Source organism: Streptococcus sp. 2021WUSS109 (genome assembly GCF_044427305.1).
GTDB classification, from domain to species: domain Bacteria; phylum Bacillota; class Bacilli; order Lactobacillales; family Streptococcaceae; genus Streptococcus; species Streptococcus suis.
Genome location: NZ_JAOTGF010000011.1, coordinates 35,707 through 53,910 on the forward strand (window position 1 = coordinate 35,707; position 18,204 = coordinate 53,910).

At 41.5% G+C, this 18,204-nt stretch carries 17 protein-coding genes; 2 read left to right on the forward strand and 15 right to left on the reverse strand.

Annotated features, from left to right (window positions below; translation table 11 throughout):
- Positions 1–28 precede the first annotated feature (28 nt).
- Genes ODU37_RS05775 through ODU37_RS05785 form a run of 3 tightly spaced genes read right to left on the reverse strand, consistent with a single transcriptional unit; the run spans position 29 to position 3,110 of the window.
- Positions 29–1,276: an ABC transporter permease gene (locus ODU37_RS05775; RefSeq protein ID WP_014637586.1), complete on the reverse strand. Its 1,248-nt coding sequence runs from the start codon at positions 1,274–1,276 to the stop codon at positions 29–31.
- Positions 1,277–1,972 (reverse strand): ABC transporter ATP-binding protein, encoded by a 696-nt coding sequence (locus ODU37_RS05780; RefSeq protein WP_044679028.1) that lies wholly within the window; start codon positions 1,970–1,972, stop codon positions 1,277–1,279.
- Entirely contained in the window at positions 1,953–3,110 is a 1,158-nt protein-coding gene (locus tag ODU37_RS05785) for an efflux RND transporter periplasmic adaptor subunit (RefSeq protein ID WP_105159930.1), read from the reverse strand. The genes ODU37_RS05780 and ODU37_RS05785 overlap by 20 nt, the downstream gene beginning before the upstream one ends.
- Positions 3,111–3,323: 213 nt before the next feature.
- On the opposite strand from ODU37_RS05785, the gene gorA reads away from it, so the two are divergent.
- Positions 3,324–4,673 carry a glutathione-disulfide reductase gene (gene gorA, locus ODU37_RS05790; RefSeq protein WP_105159929.1) on the forward strand — a complete coding sequence of 450 codons (1,350 nt, stop codon included), beginning with the start codon at positions 3,324–3,326 and terminating at the stop codon, positions 4,671–4,673.
- Between the two features lie 50 nt (positions 4,674–4,723).
- Here the strand turns inward: gorA and ODU37_RS05795 are convergent, their stop codons facing one another.
- Positions 4,724–5,461 (reverse strand): cyclase family protein, encoded by a 738-nt coding sequence (locus ODU37_RS05795; RefSeq protein WP_013730222.1) that lies wholly within the window; start codon positions 5,459–5,461, stop codon positions 4,724–4,726.
- Positions 5,462–5,665: 204 nt separating this feature from the next.
- Here ODU37_RS05795 and ODU37_RS05800 point away from each other — a divergent pair, with 204 nt between their 5' ends.
- Positions 5,666–6,205: a biotin transporter BioY gene (locus ODU37_RS05800; RefSeq protein ID WP_023369594.1), complete on the forward strand. Its 540-nt coding sequence runs from the start codon at positions 5,666–5,668 to the stop codon at positions 6,203–6,205.
- A gap of 102 nt (positions 6,206–6,307) precedes the next feature.
- Here the strand turns inward: ODU37_RS05800 and ODU37_RS05805 are convergent, their stop codons facing one another.
- From ODU37_RS05805 to ODU37_RS05855, 11 genes are all read right to left on the reverse strand, one after another.
- On the reverse strand, positions 6,308–7,720 hold the full coding sequence (locus ODU37_RS05805) for a carbohydrate-binding module family 20 domain-containing protein (RefSeq protein ID WP_347269326.1): 1,413 nt from the start codon (positions 7,718–7,720) through the stop codon (positions 6,308–6,310).
- 477 nt (positions 7,721–8,197) lie between these two features.
- Positions 8,198–8,575: a PBECR2 nuclease fold domain-containing protein gene (locus tag ODU37_RS05810; protein WP_105106048.1), complete on the reverse strand. Its 378-nt coding sequence runs from the start codon at positions 8,573–8,575 to the stop codon at positions 8,198–8,200.
- A gap of 63 nt (positions 8,576–8,638) precedes the next feature.
- Positions 8,639–9,376, reverse strand: a complete 738-nt coding sequence (locus tag ODU37_RS05815) for a PlySs2 family phage lysin (RefSeq protein WP_105106047.1) — start codon at positions 9,374–9,376, stop codon at positions 8,639–8,641.
- A 96-nt stretch (positions 9,377–9,472) separates the two neighbouring features.
- Positions 9,473–9,895: a phage holin family protein gene (locus tag ODU37_RS05820; RefSeq protein WP_236571408.1), complete on the reverse strand. Its 423-nt coding sequence runs from the start codon at positions 9,893–9,895 to the stop codon at positions 9,473–9,475.
- A gap of 59 nt (positions 9,896–9,954) precedes the next feature.
- Positions 9,955–10,200, reverse strand: coding sequence for a hypothetical protein (locus tag ODU37_RS05825; protein ID WP_105106046.1), 246 nt, complete (start codon positions 10,198–10,200; stop codon positions 9,955–9,957).
- Positions 10,201–10,202: 2 nt separating this feature from the next.
- Positions 10,203–10,412 (reverse strand): hypothetical protein, encoded by a 210-nt coding sequence (locus tag ODU37_RS05830; RefSeq protein WP_105106045.1) that lies wholly within the window; start codon positions 10,410–10,412, stop codon positions 10,203–10,205.
- An 8-nt stretch (positions 10,413–10,420) separates the two neighbouring features.
- Complete coding sequence (locus ODU37_RS05835; protein ID WP_249562191.1) at positions 10,421–14,275, reverse strand: phage tail spike protein; 3,855 nt, start codon at positions 14,273–14,275, stop codon at positions 10,421–10,423.
- Entirely contained in the window at positions 14,272–14,967 is a 696-nt protein-coding gene (locus tag ODU37_RS05840; protein ID WP_105120776.1) for a phage tail protein, read from the reverse strand. The genes ODU37_RS05835 and ODU37_RS05840 overlap by 4 nt, the downstream gene beginning before the upstream one ends.
- Positions 14,967–17,549 carry a phage tail protein gene (locus ODU37_RS05845; protein WP_105183114.1) on the reverse strand — a complete coding sequence of 861 codons (2,583 nt, stop codon included), beginning with the start codon at positions 17,547–17,549 and terminating at the stop codon, positions 14,967–14,969. Before ODU37_RS05845 ends, ODU37_RS05840 begins: the two co-directional genes overlap by 1 nt.
- Positions 17,539–17,922 (reverse strand): DUF5361 domain-containing protein, encoded by a 384-nt coding sequence (locus ODU37_RS05850; protein ID WP_105120778.1) that lies wholly within the window; start codon positions 17,920–17,922, stop codon positions 17,539–17,541. Before ODU37_RS05850 ends, ODU37_RS05845 begins: the two co-directional genes overlap by 11 nt.
- The gene (locus ODU37_RS05855; RefSeq protein WP_029172691.1) at positions 17,919–18,197 is read right to left on the reverse strand and encodes a hypothetical protein; all 279 of its coding nucleotides are present in this window, start codon (positions 18,195–18,197) and stop codon (positions 17,919–17,921) included. Before ODU37_RS05855 ends, ODU37_RS05850 begins: the two co-directional genes overlap by 4 nt.
- Positions 18,198–18,204 lie beyond the last annotated feature (7 nt).

Below are 18,204 nucleotides of genomic sequence, written 5' to 3' on the forward strand. Positions count from 1 at the left end.
ACTAGGAAAACCTAATCGTTTCAATAGATTATTCATAGCGCAAAGCTTCAATTGGATCAAGCTTAGATGCTTTGTTAGCAGGTAGTACACCAAATACAATACCAACTACCGCTGAGAAAGCCAAACTTCCTAAAACAACCGGTATTGATATTTCAGCAGCTATTCTTTCGCCCAACGCCTTGCTCACATTGAGCAAGAAAACTATTGTCTGAGCGATTGCGAGACCAATCGCTCCACCAAGAGTGGTCAAGACCATGGCTTCTATCAAGAATTGAATCAAGATATTTCCTCTAGTTGCTCCAAGCGCTTTTCGAAGACCGATTTCACGAGTCCGCTCAGTTACTGATACCAGCATGATATTCATGACACCGATACCACCAACTAGCAAGGAGATACCTGCAACAGCACCGATAAACAATGTAACGCCAGACATTTGAGATTTAAACTCCTCCAACATAGCTGACATATCATAAATCTCGTATCTCGCTTCTTTCAATCCAGTCGCTTTAGTCAAGTAATCTGCAGCAGCCTGACCAACTTCTGTTGCCCGTGTAACATCTTCAACATGGACAAAGATTTGAGAATTTTCTTTCATGCCTGTTTCAGCAGCCAGCTGCGTATTAGTCATGACGGCATTTCCACCTGAATTCATTCCATAAATAGCTGTCCCTGCTTTTGGATCTTTGTAAACCCCTATTACGAGATAAGCATTGCTATTAACACTAATCGTCTGATTGAGAGAGTTCTCTATAGAACCAAACAACTTCTCTGCTAGTGCCGTATCTAACATAATCATACGTGAAAAACGACTATAGTCGTTAGCTGTAAACTGACGACCAGCTAAAATCTCATACTCTTTCACAGCAAAGAAATTCTGGCTAACACCAGTAATAGTGACATTCTCTGCTTTTTTATTGCCCGATCTGACTTCAGCTATGTTGCTGATACTGGAGTAATAGTTTGATACGCCATCAATCTCTAGCAGTCCTTTTAAAGTAGAATCCGTCAAATCCGGCTCTTCCTCTAAAATTGGTTCTTCCGTCGACGCTGTGCCAAACGGACCGAAAGCTGTGCCTGAACTGGAGAAGGCAGTAAAGTAAACCTGAACATTATTTTGATCACCAGCTAGAGACTTTTCTATGCTTTTGGCCACCCCTGTTCCCATGGCAACAATAATGACAACTGCAGCCACACCAATGATGATACCTAACATAGTAAGGAGCGATCTCATTTTATGAGCCATAATAGATTTGAGGGCGAATTTCCAATTTTCCATCTAAACTCCCTCCCTTCGACTATCTTCGGTAATTACTCCATCACGTAGAACGATTTTTCGTTTTGCGTAGGCAGCAATCTCAGGCTCGTGCGTAACCATGATAATGGTCTTTCCTTCATTATTCAACTCCGTCAGAAGTTGCATAATCTGCTCACCTGTCTTGGTATCTAGGGCACCTGTAGGCTCATCTGCTAAAATAATAGCTGGGGTATTGACTAGTGCACGTGCAATAGCTACCCGTTGTTTTTGACCACCAGACAATTCTGATGGTAAATGCGTCATCCGCTCTGCCAATTCAACTTTTTCAAGATATTGTTTAGCTAGTTCCTTACGTTTGCTTGATGGAACTCCAGCATAAATCAAGGGTAATTCTACATTTTGAAGGGCGTTAAGTTTCGATAAGAGGAAAAATTGTTGAAAAACGAAACCGATTTGGTCATTCCGAACCTGAGCTAATTTTTTCTCAGAAAGTTGACTGACTTCTTCACCTTCCAACCAATAGTTTCCTGAACTGGAACGATCTAAAAGCCCAATAATGTTCATCAAGGTTGATTTCCCTGAACCAGAGGGCCCCATAATGGCAAGAAATTCTCCCTCTTCCACCTCTAAATCAATATTCTTTAAAACTTGGAGTTCTTGATCACCATTTTTGTAGGATTTATTGATACTTGTTAGTCTAATAAGCTGGTTCTTCATTGGCTTCAACCTCTTTGCCATCTTCGAGATTCGGAGTTGGAATGGTAATAACCTTATCTCCTGCTGCTATACCAGCGGTCACTTCCTGATTCAAAGCATCTGCGTTCCCCAGAGTGACTTCTACTTTCTTAGCTTTCCCATCAACCAAGGTCCACACATAGTTTTTATCTTCTTCTGGCACAACTGCGGACACCGGAATTAAAATGTTTTTACTTGTATTGACAACCTCAATATTTACAGAAAATCCTTGCTTCAACTCACCTAATTCACTAGTTAAAGCTGCCTTAAATGGATATTTAGCACCTGAACCACTGGTTCCTGTTGTAGCAGCACCAGCTTGATCACTAGATGGATAGTTTGAAATATAGGTAATTTTCCCTGTCCAAGTCTTATCGGGATATACCTTGCTAGTCAGCTTGACCTCTTGATCCACTGCAATGTTAGCCAAATCGTATTCTGTCAAACTACCTGTTACTTGCAAACTACCTTGGTTTACAATATGTACAACTGTCTGGCTCGATGTAGAATTCTTAGAAACAGCCTTATTCACCTCAACAACTGTACCAGCAACGGTACTAGTTACTGTCGCTTCTGTTAAGGCTGTATAGGCTTTATCAACCGCAGCTTGAGCATCTGCGTATGAATCATTCAAGTCTGCCAACTGCATATCTACTGAACGTTGTGCAGTAGCAGTTGCTGCAGCATCTGTTTCTGCATCACCAGTTGTTTGAACAGTCTGACCGTTGGTTCTTAAGTCTGCAATTTGGCGACCAATCTTATCACGACCACGAACAGCAGTATCCAAAGCAGACTGTAATTCTGTAGCATCATAGCGAATCAAAGGAGTACCTACTTCGACCTTAGCACCTGGAGCAACCAAAACCTCACTCAAATCTCCCTTAGAAGGATCATAGTAAACATACTGCTCGTCTGCTGCTGTAATCGTTCCTGTAAGTAGCGTTGAGGAAGCAATTGAGCCTTCTTTAGCAACAGTATAGGTCATACTCATGGCTATATCTTCCGAAGATGATGGCGATGTTAGCATATTGCTAAAAATTAAAGCCCCACCTACTAAGGCAACTGCGACCACTCCAAGACCACCAAACAAAGCAATTTTTGCTTTCTTTGTCTTTAACATAACAAACTCCTTTTCTTTACAAAACATACCTATTTGTGTTGTCTATATAATACACAAATACAAGAACAAATGCAAGTTTTTTCCTAACTATTTTATAAAAAGTTCGGCGATTTTCCCACTTACATTTTTGTAAGGTAACGTAGCAGATTTTTGATTGACATACAAAAAAGCGTTACAATGAATATAATTATTGACCTTTATTGGAGGAAATTTATGAAAGTGTTTGATATTATCGCTATCGGAGGCGGGAGCGGAGGCATCGCTACCATGAACCGAGCCGCTATGTACGGTGCCAAGACAACAGTTATTGAGGGAAGCTATCTAGGAGGGACCTGTGTTAACCTTGGCTGTGTACCCAAAAAAATTATGTGGTACGGCTCTCAGGTAGCAGAAGCCATTCAGCATTATGGACCTGAATATGGATTTACTAGCCAAGAAGTGACCTTTGATTTTGCCACCTTGCGTAAAAATCGCGAAGCCTATATTGAGCGTTCACGCGCATCCTACGGTAATACTTTTAACAATAACGGAGTAGAAGTTATCCAGGGTTTCGCACGTTTTGTGGATAATCAAACGGTTGAAGTCAATGGTGAGCTGATTCGTGCAAAACACATTGTCATCGCAACTGGCGCCAAACCGGTAGTCCCTGCTATTCCTGGTAGTGAGCTAGGGATTGTATCTGACGATGTCTTTGCATGGGAAGAATTACCTTCTTCTGTGGCTGTGATTGGTGCTGGTTATATCGCTGTGGAAATGGCCGGTCTCCTACATGGACTCGGTGTCCAAACTAACCTCTTTGTTCGTGGAAATCGCCCTCTTCGTAGCTTTGATACCTACATTGTTGATGCCTTGATGGAGGAAATGCAACGAACCAACCTTCCACTCCATACCGAGAAAACTCCTGTCAGTCTTGAAAAAACTGATGATGGACAAATCCAGATTAACTTTGCTGACGGTAGTAACCATATTGCTCAGAAGGTCCTTTGGGCAATTGGACGTAAACCAAATATTGACAAACTCAACCTGGAAGCAACTAGTGTTCAACTTACTTCTTCAGGACATATTTCTGTCAATGAATACCAAGAAACAGCTGTACCAGGCATCTATGCCCTCGGTGATGTAACTGGTGAAAAAGAATTAACACCCGTTGCAATCAAGGCAGGGCGCCTTTTGGCAGAACGTTTATTTAACAATAAACCAACCGCAAAAATGGATTACACAACCATCCCAACTGTCGTCTTTTCTCACCCCGCTATCGGAACCGTTGGTCTAACTGAGGACGAAGCGATTACCCAATACGGTCAGGACAATGTAAAAGTCTACACTTCAGCCTTTACTTCTATGTACACTGCCCTAGAAAACAATCGCCAAATGGCTAAGTTTAAATTAGTAACTGTAGGAGAAAATGAAAAAGTCGTTGGACTGCACGGCATTGGCTATGGTGTCGATGAAATGATTCAAGGATTCTCAGTTGCTATCAAAATGGGAGCTACAAAAGAAGAATTTGATGCCGTTGTCGCCATCCATCCGACAGGTTCTGAAGAATTTGTTACTATGCGTTAACTCAATTGAAAAAGTCCAGACATGAAGGTCAGCACTGTCTGGACTTTTTCTTATGGTAATATAGCAATTGCTCGCACTGGTGAACCCGAAGCCTTCTCCCAATGAGGAAAAGCGATTGAAATCAATGCACCTGTTGGTGGTACCTGATCCAAGTTTGCCAATACTTCCAACTGATAAATATCTTTTGATAGGAGATAGTATTCTTCTGGTAAACTTCCTCCGTGTTTGGCTGCAGATACTCCTGAATCGGTATCCAATGTTTCATGACCAACTGCTTTCACCTGACGTTCTTCAATCAAATATTCTAGAGCTTCATGACTCCATCCTGGTGTACGTTGAACTCCATCTTCGTCTAGATTACGAATGGCATCTTGACTGGGCCAGCGCTTTGACCAATCCGAACGAAAGGCAACAAAAGATTCTGGCGCTATCGGACCATATTCAGCCTCAAAGTCTAAAATATCCTGCTTAGTTATCTCATAGTCATTATTTTCTATAACAGCAGCTGATTTATCAATAACGTAGAGCGGCAGGAGTAAATCTTTCAAATCAATCTCATCAAGATAACGAGCTCCTTCTACAAAATGAATCGGAGGATCAATATGGGTTCCGTACTGCCCCACAACCGTAAATTGTTCGACAAAGAAGCCATCCTTATGAGTAAATAGGGCTTTCTTTTCGAGAGCTGGTAGCGCAGGGAAATGCGGGCTCTTTTCATTGATTTGGTGAGTCAAGTCTACCCAAGTTTTAGATTTAAGAGTACGGTAAATATCAAGCAATTCTGTCATAGAAATTCTCACTTTCTTTTTTTATTATTCTAGCATAGGTATAGGTTGTTTTGCATATAATTTGTTGTTTTTTACTATATAAGTTTCTTATTAGCTGTTATAAAAATCACCTATAGAGTTGTTACAGCCGATGAAAGAGCATTGACTTTCTTATCCAATCTCACTATAATTTTTGTTAACCATAAAATTTTAAGAGGATAACAAATGAAAACGACTTCTATCAAATCACTTGTTTATATCGCTATTGGAACAGCCTTAATTTCCACCCTTTCACAAATCAGTCTGTCTATCGGACCTGTACCATTTACATTACAAACCCTAGCTATCGGCTTAGTAGCTTGTCTATACAAACCCAAGGAGGCAATTACAAGTGTCAGCTTATATCTAGTTCTTGGCGCTATCGGTTTACCTGTTTTTGCTGGTTTTTCTGGTGGCTTTGCTGCACTCACAGGACCGACATCTGGCTTTCTATGGGGGTTTCTACTCTACACTATCATCACTTCTGCCCTCACTAAATCAGACTCCTCACCAGTCACAATTTTTCTAGCCTGCCTACTTGGAACAAGCATCTGTTTCCTTCTCGGCTGTTTTGTATTTAAACTAGTTTCAGGTGCCAGTTGGACTGACACTATCGGCTGGACTGTTCTGCCTTTCATTCTTCCTGATTTAGCTAAAATTACACTAGTCATGATTTGTCATCGTTTATTGCAACCTGTTATCAAAAAAGAAGCCTATTTTGCTTAGGCTTCCTTCATTTATTTATTAGCAAACGCGAATAAAATTCTTCGTTTTACGTATTTTATTAAAAGTTTTTTCACTTGGAAAATCGTCGTACTAATATACTATCTATTTTTGCCAATTTTGAATAAATGTATCTGCAATTGTTGATGTATTCAAAACATGGTTCGAACCACTCTCCCAAGTAACTTCTCCACTTTGATTTTTTTTAATAAACTTGTATTCTATCCTAGTATTAACTGGTAGATTTATATCGTAAAACCATGATGGATATTGTGCTATAGTTGCAGTTGAATTGAAGAATGTCCCCACAGCCTTTTCTGGATTCCAATTACCAAGCTCACTGACATTACCAACTACATACACATTCTCTCCATATGATGTCTCAGCATTATTTACGATAAAACGAATAGGAACTTGAGTTGCCGTTAATATTTCAAAGTTTGAAAAAATAGTCTCCATTCCACTCTGATTCAATACCTTTACATTATAAATTCCAGCAGGAGTTTCTGGTACTCTAACTTTAATAAGCGTATCAGACCACTCAACTATATCCGAAAGTGTATTTTCAAAATAAACTTGACCTACTTCACTACCAAATCCTGTTCCTGAAATACTAACCTCATTTCCACTAATACCTATTGAGGGACCGATGTTTCCGATTGATATGTCACTATTTTCATCACTATACACCCACACTCCAACTTCACCTTTGCTCAGCTCAAATGAAGCTACTGCACCATTTGAATCCACAGATATGGAATCTGAATATAATAGACCACTCAATTGATCCTCGTAATTTCCTAATGGTAAACTTGTATATAAATTTTCTATTTTGTAACTACTACTTCCCTTGTTAACTGCAATCAAGGCTACAGTAGAACCAAATTTCCTCTCAAAAATGAGCACATCTGAGTTTATCCACCTCTCTTGTGTCGTACCATATGCCAAAGCGTGATTATGTTTTCTCAAGTTTGACAACTTGCTTATTACTTTATATGCATTACTATTTTTATTGAAAGAACTTATATCAGACCTATTCTCTGGATCATTTCCTCCTTGATCATATTGTTCACTTCCGTAATAGACTGTCGGAACTCCTCGAGAAGTTAATAAAAGTGCGTAAGCTTGATTCACTGCAAGTTGATTTCCATTAACTAATGTTGAAAAGCGACTCATATCATGATTATCAATAAAGGTAACCTGATCATTTATTTCTTCGTAGTCATTTTCAGTCGCTTGCAAAACATTATAAAAATCCAGCATTGTAAATGTATCACTCGAATAGAGATTTCTAATAGCATTTGCAAATCTAAAATCTAATAAACTCATACCACTATTGTTCGCGAATGATGTCATTTCTACTTCGGCCTCAGTACCTCCTGTATACCATTCACCAAAAACAAATATCCCCGTCTTCTCATAAATATAGCTCAGCCAATTTTTTTGCCAACCAAGAGACATATGTTTTACTGTATCAACTCTGATTCCATCAATTCCATAATCTATCCATGATACGATAGCGTCTTTTTAATAGATAATAATTTCATAAGTATTATATAATAGAAAATCTTACTTTAATAGTGTTCATAGGTAGTAAAAATGAACAATTTCCATGGGTTAGTATTAGTAAGTTTTAAACTTATGCCCCAATTTTGCCCCAACAATACCTTTAGTATCCTTTGGGGCATACCTACTACACAATGACACTTATTACTAGCATTGTACCACTTTCATTTCTCGAAAGCTACCATATTAACAGGGATAGTCTGAATTCCCTATTTCGTCATTTTGCCCATTTTGTCAAAATAGAAACCAAATCTAGCAACCATTATTGTCAAATTTACGATTTTGACAAACAAAAAACGCCCCCAGCAAACACTGAGGGGCTTTGAAATACAATGATAGCGGTTGGGCGGCGTATCCAACATCTCAGGTACTCTCTCGAGTGCGTCAGGAGCCTTTCTGACCTCGTTATCATTCATTGTATTTAGTTTACTACTTATCTTCTATTTTGTCAAATGCTTTGATGCGACCATTTCTCTCCATGTGATTTAATTTGGAATCTGTGATGTCATAAACCGAAGCCACAAAGAAATAGTCGTTTTTCTTATCTAGTTTGACAGCGACTAGAACATTATCTGCAAGGACTTTGATGACTTCAAAACTCTCTGTCTTCACATTTTTGTTTTGACCGACAAAATCCGGCGAATCTAAAATAGTAGCAACATCAGGGATATACTTAATCATCTTTCGATGTCTGCTTTTTAACATATGTTTTTCAAGATTTTCTTCATGGATTAGAATATCAGTTGCAGAAGTTTTTAGTCCTACTATTTCCTTGATTTTATGACTGATTTTTACATTGTATTTCATAATTTTTATTATACCACATTCCTTTTCACAAACATAACCCCCAGCAAACGCTGGGAGGAAAATCTATTTGAAAGTTCCCCATGCAGGTCCAAAGCGTTTACCATCTTTGGTCGCGCCAGTTGCTACATAATTGCGATTGCCAGAGCTACCAACATAAGACACCCACACATAACCATTAGTATCAATGATGACTGTGTCATAGTCAAATAATTCGCCACGCTTGTATGTTGCAACAATCTGACCTGATGTGTTCGGAGCACGACGAACATTGATTGCATCTACCGTTACGGCCATGGTGCCTGTCTCATGGTATGTACGGGCACCTGCTGATGTCGGTGCTGTCTGCGTGACCGTTCCAGGCGGTGTGATGTAATGCACAACCTGTTGACGGTAGCTAGCAGCACTATAGTAGTTGCGGGCAGGGTACCGCTTACCGTACATATTTTGCTCCAAGATAGCCAGCTGGTCGCCATTGACAGCCTCAACAATTGCGACGTGCCCGTATGGATTAGTCGCCGTTGCCCCTAATGTCAAAATCTGGCCGGGCACAAATGGCCCAGATGTGGATACGGTCCAGCCGTTAGCTTGCCAATTATACGATGAGCCAATATTTTTGGCTGAAATGGTATCACCAATAGCACCACTGACCCAACCAACACCAGCACCAAGACCGACTGTTGCATCTGGGCTAATCATACGCTCATACCAGCTGGCCAAAGCGTAGCATTCGCCATTTCCAACAGATACACCGGACCCGACTTGCGCCCGGACATTATTTAGTGCTTCATTTACTGTCGTCATTGTTTTCCTCCTTTTCAATGTAAAATGGAGCCAACACCCACAGAAAAGGTGTTAAAGCTCCCAAAATAATTATGAGCAAAATCGCTTTAATTGGTTTCATTTATTCTTCCCAATCAGCTTTTCAAATGCAGCTGTCACATTTTCGAAAATTGATGTGTCCCCCTTGGCTTTGCCGTAGTTCTCGACCAAGCTCTTAAAGGTCAAAATGAGATAGCCAACGTAAATTGTGTAAAGAAAAGCCACCCCTGTCTGCTCGGGCAAAAGCACTGACATCGGAATCAATACAGTAAGTAAGATGATTCCCATCATCTTGCGAATCAGCCCGTTAATACCGATTTTAGACTTATATTCGATGTCTGGATTAATCATAGCAGCAAACGTACCTGACAGAAAATCAACAATTTCCATGACCACGATTAAGCTAAGCAAAAAGAGGACAAGACCGTCCTCTGTTGCGATGAGCTCACGTAGAAAATCAAACATTCCTGCAGGGTGTGGTTGAATAGTTAACAAAATCATTTGTACTCCTCCGAAAAATCATTTTACGAATATCGTTCTGCGTGTTCGATTGGCATAGGCTACTCTTCCTTCAGCTCAAGTTCAGCCAAGATAGCATCTTCCACCTCGTAGCGTTTTTCACGGAACTCAGCTTCTTGCTTGCGCATCTCTTTACGGTTAGCTGCATAGAGTTCTTGATTGTACACAGTTTCGAAAATCTTCGATACGCCTTTATCATCGATATTGACTGTATAAGTTTTTACAATCTCATCACCGATTTTTAAGTTTCCGATTAGTTGAGTGGTTTTTATAGTTTCAAGTGGCATGATTATTCTCCTTCAATGATTTCCTCTGGTTTAGTAGCTTCGTCCAGTTGCTGAGTCAAATCTGCAATTTCTGCCTGCAGACTAGCGATGGTCTGCTGTGCTTCTGTCAGCTGTACAGCTAACAGATTCTTAGTCGTCATCTCCTCTGACAGTTTTGTCGCGAGGTCGTTACTAGTCAAGCGTAGAGCTTGTGTGATTTGTTCTTGGTTCATAAATTCTCCTATAAATTTAATTCAAATTTCCAGTTGTCCCGTCTAGCTTTTATGTGCGTACGAAGTGCTTCGTTAAACTCAAAATTGTTGTAAATAATGTGATTCCAGATGTCCCATAACGCTGCCACTGCTGTATCCAGTCGGACAGGCTTCGAATTTTTATCTGGGGCCACAAAGTGCTTAGACCAAATTTCGGACTCTGCGTTGATGTTAGCAGGGACTATACGTTGAGTGACAGAATTGATATTCCAACCGACGTCACCTTGGGCGTGCCTGAATAGCGTGTTATCTCCATAGAGCCTTACATTATCTTCTGTGTTTATGTTGTTTGTGTTTTCCACAACAAGCCCCGCAAATGTTGCAGAGTTAAAAACTTCTCCACCATTCCGATTGCTCCCGATGATTGTTCGCGAGTAATTCCCTTCAGTTTCGAATTTTATAAATTGAGTAGGGTGTCCAGTATAGATACGTCTTATTGCAGCTACGTTTGTGTAGAAGTTGATTTTGCTTTCGTCGAAATTGACATCCATACCACCGTTGAGGGCTTTAGCAATACCGCCAACAATCTGCTTAGCTGACACAGCCACTGCCTGGACGCTCGTGATAAATGCGCTTTGGGCAAACAGTTGTTTTAGATAAGCATCATTTGCCATTAACTTATTAAAGAAAGCTTGGTCAAATACCAATTTGCTACCGTCGATACTATTAGTAGCTATCCTAGCCGACTCTATAAACCCTGTTGTGATTTTTCCAGCATCTAAATTGCCAATCATTGCGTTGTTGATTACACCGTTATCAATCAAAGTCTGGCCTGTGATATGTGTCAGTCGACCATCGATTCTATTAGTACCATTAGCCAGCAAATTAATTTGGTTAAGTACCGTTCCTGCGCTGGTTAAGTTTTGGACAGCCCACGACCCTGCCAATTGAGTGACACGAGTAGTGACTGCTTCCAATTCGCGATTGGCATCAGTTGGATTAAGACGATGGTCAGAGGCTGCCCCTCCTTTTTCGATTTGCATGTCCGCAAATACCATGTTTCCAACCGTTCCTGGTCCGAAAATGATGATACAGCAAATTCTGTCACAATCCTGAGGAATGGTCAGAGTGACAGATTTTCTTTTGAGCGATGTAGGGCCAAAACTACTCGCTTTTGGTATCTCAGCAGCTGGAATCTCTTTCCGGACATCGAACAAGTGGTTGTTAATGATGATAATTAGTCCAGCATCGTTGTTTGAGAATCCAGCAACATCAAACGACACAGTTACCTGCTCATTGGCTGAAACAGGTATGTCGACAATCTGATAAAAACCGTGCGCAAATGCCCCTGTATTTCCTGTATCCACATGCAGAGCCCCAACACGCTTGACTTGACTTGCTAGTTGCGGATCTATACTCAAGTCGGGTGATGAGGTATTATTTTCCCAAAATTGCAACCCCTCTTTAAAATTGCTATTGAGGAAATAATTTTTTCCTCCAGCACGAGGCAATCGAGTGATTTCCGTCTGCCACAGACTGCTGGTTAAAACCTGCCTAGCTAGATTTGAGTTGACCTCATTTTCGGAAGCGCCAAGAATCCGCTCGTACAACCTTGCTGTCTCTTGCACTCGCTGAAAATCGACCAGATTAGCCTTATTATCGACAGAGGATTGGATAGCCGCAAACCGTCCGTCAACCGTGTTTTTGTACTCGGCAATTTTGGCATCTGCGTAGTTCGTAGCGTCTTCAAGGGATGGAGACCAATCAGTCGCAATCGTTCCGCGTTCCAACTTCATTCCCGCAAAATATAAGATACCGTTTAAATCACTGCGCTCAATTCGTGGAGCAATGTAACCATCAGTAATAACCTTAAAAGTTATAGATACCCTTTGAAAATTAGCAGTCATGTTGAATTTACGATAATAATTATCAACAACAGACATCTGTTCTGTACGATAATTATTTAGATGAATATAAATTTCAGCAGAATCGCTTGCAAGACTGGATGCAACATAGGCGCTGAATGTATACACTTCTCCAGCCCTGACTTGTATAAGTTGAGTCAAGCCTTCCCACGGATAGTCAGCTTCGATAGCTGATAATCCATTGTATTTCCATGGAGCAATCTTTCTGCGCTGACCATTATAGTCCCATTCGCCACTAAAATCTTTTGTATTTTTTAGTAGATTGTTTCCGCCAATCTGTAAATTCTCAAACCGCTGCGTCACACCATCAATACCGCTCTGCAAATCAACGGTCTTACGATTGATGCTATCAATCTGACCAGTCTGAGCATTAACGGTCTGTATCAGATGCTCATATTGTGCCCTAGTTTGGCTCAGATTGTCCTCGACGGTCTTGGTCCGACTAGTAACACTGTCGATGTCTCCTGTTGCTTTATTAAGCGTTTTAGACAGTTCTGTGACGGTGACTTTTGTTCCATCAACTACATTCTCAACTGTTGTTACTCGATTGATTAGTTCGGATTGACGTTGGGCTTGTTTTAATATCAGATGCGCCTGAGATTCTGCGCTTGACTTAACTTGGACCAAGTCATTATTAGCCTGTTCCGCCAGCGCTCTAGCTGCATTAGCTAGATTAGTAGATGTACCAGCGATGCGTAGGCTTTCAGCTATCTGACGGTCTTGGTTTTGCTGGGCAAGTTGATATTGACGGTTAGATTCAGCGAGCTGTCCATCTATCTGTTGCTTGATATTGTCTGCATAAGCTTCAGCTTCTGCTTTTGACTGCTCGAGACCGTCATTGATGGATTCAATTCGCTTGTCAAATTCAGTGTTGAAATGGCGGTTAGCATTATCAATTTCCTTCTGTAGTTTTTGCTCGAAAGATGCTGATAACGTATTTGTAGCTTTATCTACACTGCCAGCAACCATACTAGCCACTGTAGACTTGACAGATTGCGACACCTTACCAAATCCGATTGACTTCAATCGCTTAGACATCGGTCCAAAATGGTAGCTAGTAATTTTCAAACGCAAGTCCACATCAAATCTCTCATGGAATACACTTACTGTGTCGAACATCTTAACAGATACATCAGACTTACCTTTGACATCTAGATTGATAGAGTTTTCTACCAAATCACAAAGAGTTGAGCCAAAATACCTCTGCCCATAAGCTAAAAGGCTTGCTTCATCTGTCACATCCTGGTCGTTAACCTCGATATCTGTTTCATAGATTTGACGATATTGCCCAATCAACGGACTGTCCACTGTCACAGCAATAACACGATCTGCCTCACCCTCAGACTGTCCTTGGATTGTCTTTTTGAGGTGCAGTCGTGTCTTTAAGTTGTTAATGTTCTCAGACTCTTCATAGCTACTGAGATTCTTTTTATACATAAATAGCGACTCATTCTCAGTACCACCATTTTTCAACAGTTTAACCTGGTACTTGTCACGCACCAAGTCACCACCCCACTGACCAACAATAGAGTGTTTGTCCTTGACCAAAGCATCCATAACCGAAACATTGGACTCGTTAAAAGTATGACGGTCTAAAATGTCACTAAAAAACGTAAATGGACATGGTCTCTTAACGCTACCTGCCAAAGCAGTCATGACAGTCTGCCCTGGGACCCTATCAACAGAGATAGTGTTGACAGAATAGTAATTCAAGAGCGTTGCGACCTGCTTAGCATAGACCTGCACATAGCCATTGGCTTTCTTCGCCTCGAAAATGAAAAATTCCTGCTCACCATGTAAGTCATCCGCCAATAAAAAGACTTCTCTTTTGAGCAGATTCCACTTCCCGTCAGTCAGCGGAAATTTAAAAGATAGTTGGTAGGTACTATTGGCTTCCTGCACGATATCATCATCGTAAGCAAGATTAAGCGGGATATTACCGTCTTTTAGATAAATCAAACCTTGTACCTCCAATTCCCTTTGATTGTTATTTTTGAAACAGTTCCACTTGTTGCAATACCGCTTTTTCCGACAGGTATCTCAAAGAATGGACCACGTTTGCGAATGGTGTTCTTTACAGCACCATTCTTATCATAGACATTCTGACGCTTGTGACGGCAATCAATAGTTGCACGAGTATCTATTTCCAGCTCCATGACCTGCTGACCAATAGTCAAGATCACCCGTCCCGACCCCTCTATGATGATGATAGGTTCAGAATAGACCGTGCCAGGATTTTGAATAGAACCAGATGAAGTCAAAACGACATCGGCTGGATTTTTGATATAGCGAAACGGATGCATGGACACCGTGATTTCGACTTTCCATCGATGCGGACCGAGCGGCATATAGCTACTAGACACCAAATCACAGTAGAAAAGGCTATCTCTCAGATAGCCAAATTCCACTATGTTATTATCAGGTTGAAATGTCTCAATCAGTCGCATAGCATCCGACAAATGCCTCAGCGTGATGATAAATGTCCTGTTGTAGCCATCATACGCACCCTCACTGACATGTAGTTGACCATTGGCACCGAAGACCTCGACTTGTTCAGACCGCTCAATCGATGCCTGAGCCTTACCAAAGTCAAGTACATGGCAATCTAGCAAGGTCGAAGTATCTAAGCCGTTGACGATTATATAGTTCATTAGATACCCTCCCTTGCCATAATCGCTCCTTGATGCATATAGCTATTTTGAGCCATTTTTTCACCGTCCAAATAGACTGCCAACTCCTTATCCACCAAAGCAGACAGGAATCGCTCGATGTTAGCCAGACGAGCAGCTAAACTATTTCCGCCATCATTTCCAGCCAAATCACCAGATGATGATAACAGATTTCGACGCACATCCACCGATGCACTTGAAGTCATATCATAAGCCAAGGATTGATTTTCAAAAGGTTTGGCAATCGCTCCAGCCATGCCAGATACCGTTCCCATGACATCCCTAAAACCAACTTTCAAGTTCGTATTCAAGCCTTCCATGATAGCAAGACCTGCAGGTTTCAACAGTACACGGTCGTATGAGATAGGACCCTTGTTTTCAGCAATCCATCCAGCGATACCGCCTACGAAGTCCGTGACTGCTCCCCAGGCAGATTTCAAGCCGCCCAGAAAACCGTCCATTATTGCTGCGCCCGCGCCTGAAATGTCGATGTTTGCAAGCCCAGTAATGGTTGATGTAATATTGCCAATGATACCACCAACAGCGTTACCAACACTAGATACGACACTTTGGAATCCTTTGAATGCACCTTTGATGCCTGATATTACTCCGTCGATGATACCTTTCGCAACTTGAATGGCATCTTGAATGCCCATCCAAGCCAAGGAAAAGACATTCTTAAGCACACCAACAGCATTTCCAGCGCCAGAAAATGCCAATTTGATCCAGTCAATGACTGTTCGGATGATATTCCCAGCTGTTTGAATAGCTGACTGGATATTGGTCCATGCTGATTTGATAAAAGCACTCAAACCTTGACCAGCTGTCCCCAGATTGCCAAACATTCCAATGGCTACGCCAACCCATTCAGCAATTGTGCTCAGCACAGGCTGAACGAAATTCAAAGCCTGTACTAAAAAATCGACCACAGGAGTCAGGAACTCGATAGCCGCTTTTAAAGCATCAAAAGCAAATCCGACACCTTCAAGAGCTCCTTTTACAACACCGCCAAGAAACGACCCTAGTATTTGAAAAACAGGCATCAAAGCCCCACTCAGAATATCAATCAAAGGCTGTGCCGCATTCCACATTGCGACAAAAGATTGAACAACCGAATCAATCGCAGGACTGACGATAGCCATAAAATTTTGAAAACCAGCTTGAACTGCAGGTAATACAGATTCAATCAACGTCTGGATTCCCGAAAAGTCCAGTTTTGAAATCCCATCCATGATAGTCGTTATGATTGGTCCAATCGCTCCAATAATCGAAGAGAAGAAACCAGGAACTTGTCCAAATAATGTCTGTACAGTAGACCAAACACCCTCAAAGCCAGTTCGAATTGTATTTGCAAAATTGACAATCGTTGTTGCAGTACCTTCATCGACCCCCATTTGAGCCATAAAATCAATATTGTCTTTCTCACTCAACGACCCAAAAATCATGTCATAAAACGACGTAATGACCGACCCAATTTGACCGGATAAAGACACAATCTTTGAAGCTGTTTCTTTACTAAAGCCAACCTTTTCGAGCATATCGATATTGTCTTTCTCGCTCAAGGAACCAAAAGTCATATCGTAAAATGTCAAGATGATTTCGTTTAGCTTATTTAACTCACCCATGACCTTCCCAGACACTTCTCCGCCAAAGACTCTACCTAAACCGTCTCCAAGAATAGTCCCAAGCATTGTCGGCAAACCCTTGAAGATATTACCAACCATGGGAAAGAAATTTCCAAATAAGAAATTAGAAGTCGTCGTTGCCAAGTCTTGTAATTGTGGAGCTATATTCTCGCCCAAGGACAAGCCTGCCAGTGTATTTTCCCAACTCGCTTTCATAGCAGCTAAGGACCCTGAATAAGTATTCTGAGCTTCGGCAGCTGCAACCCCAGCTATCCCCATGCTTTCTTGCACAAGGTGGATAGCTTCGACAACATCCGCATAGTTGCTGATGTCAAATTTACGCCCCATCGCTGACGGCAAACCTTCAGCAGTCTTCAATAATCGTTCCATTTCTGACTTTGTACCACCAAAGCCGAGCTTAAGATTATCCAGCATGGCATAGTTTCCGCGAGAAAGACTTTGATAAGTCTGTTGTATGACGCCAATGTCCGTTCCCATTTTCGCAGCGTTGTCTGTCATGTCCATGATAGCTTTGTTAGCCATGTTAATCGCTTTGGTCGAATCACCACCAAGTGATTGTTTTAAGCTCGCACCCATGGATACAGCTTGCTCTGCGTATGTATTTGCAGAAACACCTGCCTTGTAAGCCTCTTTTGCAAACCTCTTAGCAGATTCTTGTGCACCGTCGTAAATAGTATCCAGACCACCAAATGATTGTTGAAGAGCAGCGCCCGCTCCCAAAGCCGAACTAATTATTTTGCCGATTCCTGCTGCTGCAAGTGCACCACTTAAAGCAGAGACGAGCGAGGCTCCAAGGCTTGACCCAGCTGACCTACCAGCGCTATCAACTTCACCACCCAATAATTTTGATATTGAACCGCTAATGCCTTTTGCGGACGGGACTATCTGCACATAAGCAGAACCTAAATCAGTCGCCATGCTCCTCACCTCCAATCTCTATTTCTAGCGCACGCATAGCACGTTCAAACTCCTCACCAGATGAAAAGACCCTCTCTTCACGTTCCACTTTCGAACCTTCCAAGGCTTGAGTGACAGAGTTTGGACGATTCCGTCCGGCCTGTCCATCCTTAGTTTTAGCCCAAAAGAGCAAACGCACCGTATCATAGATACCTGCAAGCAGCAGAGTATCCAAGTCTTCCTTCTGACCAGACAAGACCTTCTTAATCCGTGATGTCTCGCCCAAACCATTAGCAAAAACAGCTACCCGCAAAATAGGTAGCTGTTGATAATCATATATGCCATAAGTTTCAGCTAAGTCACAGACAAGAGCATCCTCATCTACCGCAATCATTCTGGCGAGGATTGCGAGTTTTTTAAGTCTTTGACTTGTTCAAAGACATCCTTGATTTCAGCACCAAGAGCAGGAATAGGCACTAGTCCCTTTTCTGTACGGACATGGTCCTTTAGTTTCTTAGCTTCGGCACCAAGTAACAGATTGACAATCCGAATCATAGCACTACTGTCTCCAGCTTCTTCGTCCGCGATGGCCTCGAAAAGCTCATAGTTTTCCAAACGGTCTTGGTCAATGCTAAGCACAAGACCTGTACTAGTTTTTACTTCAAACATTCAAACC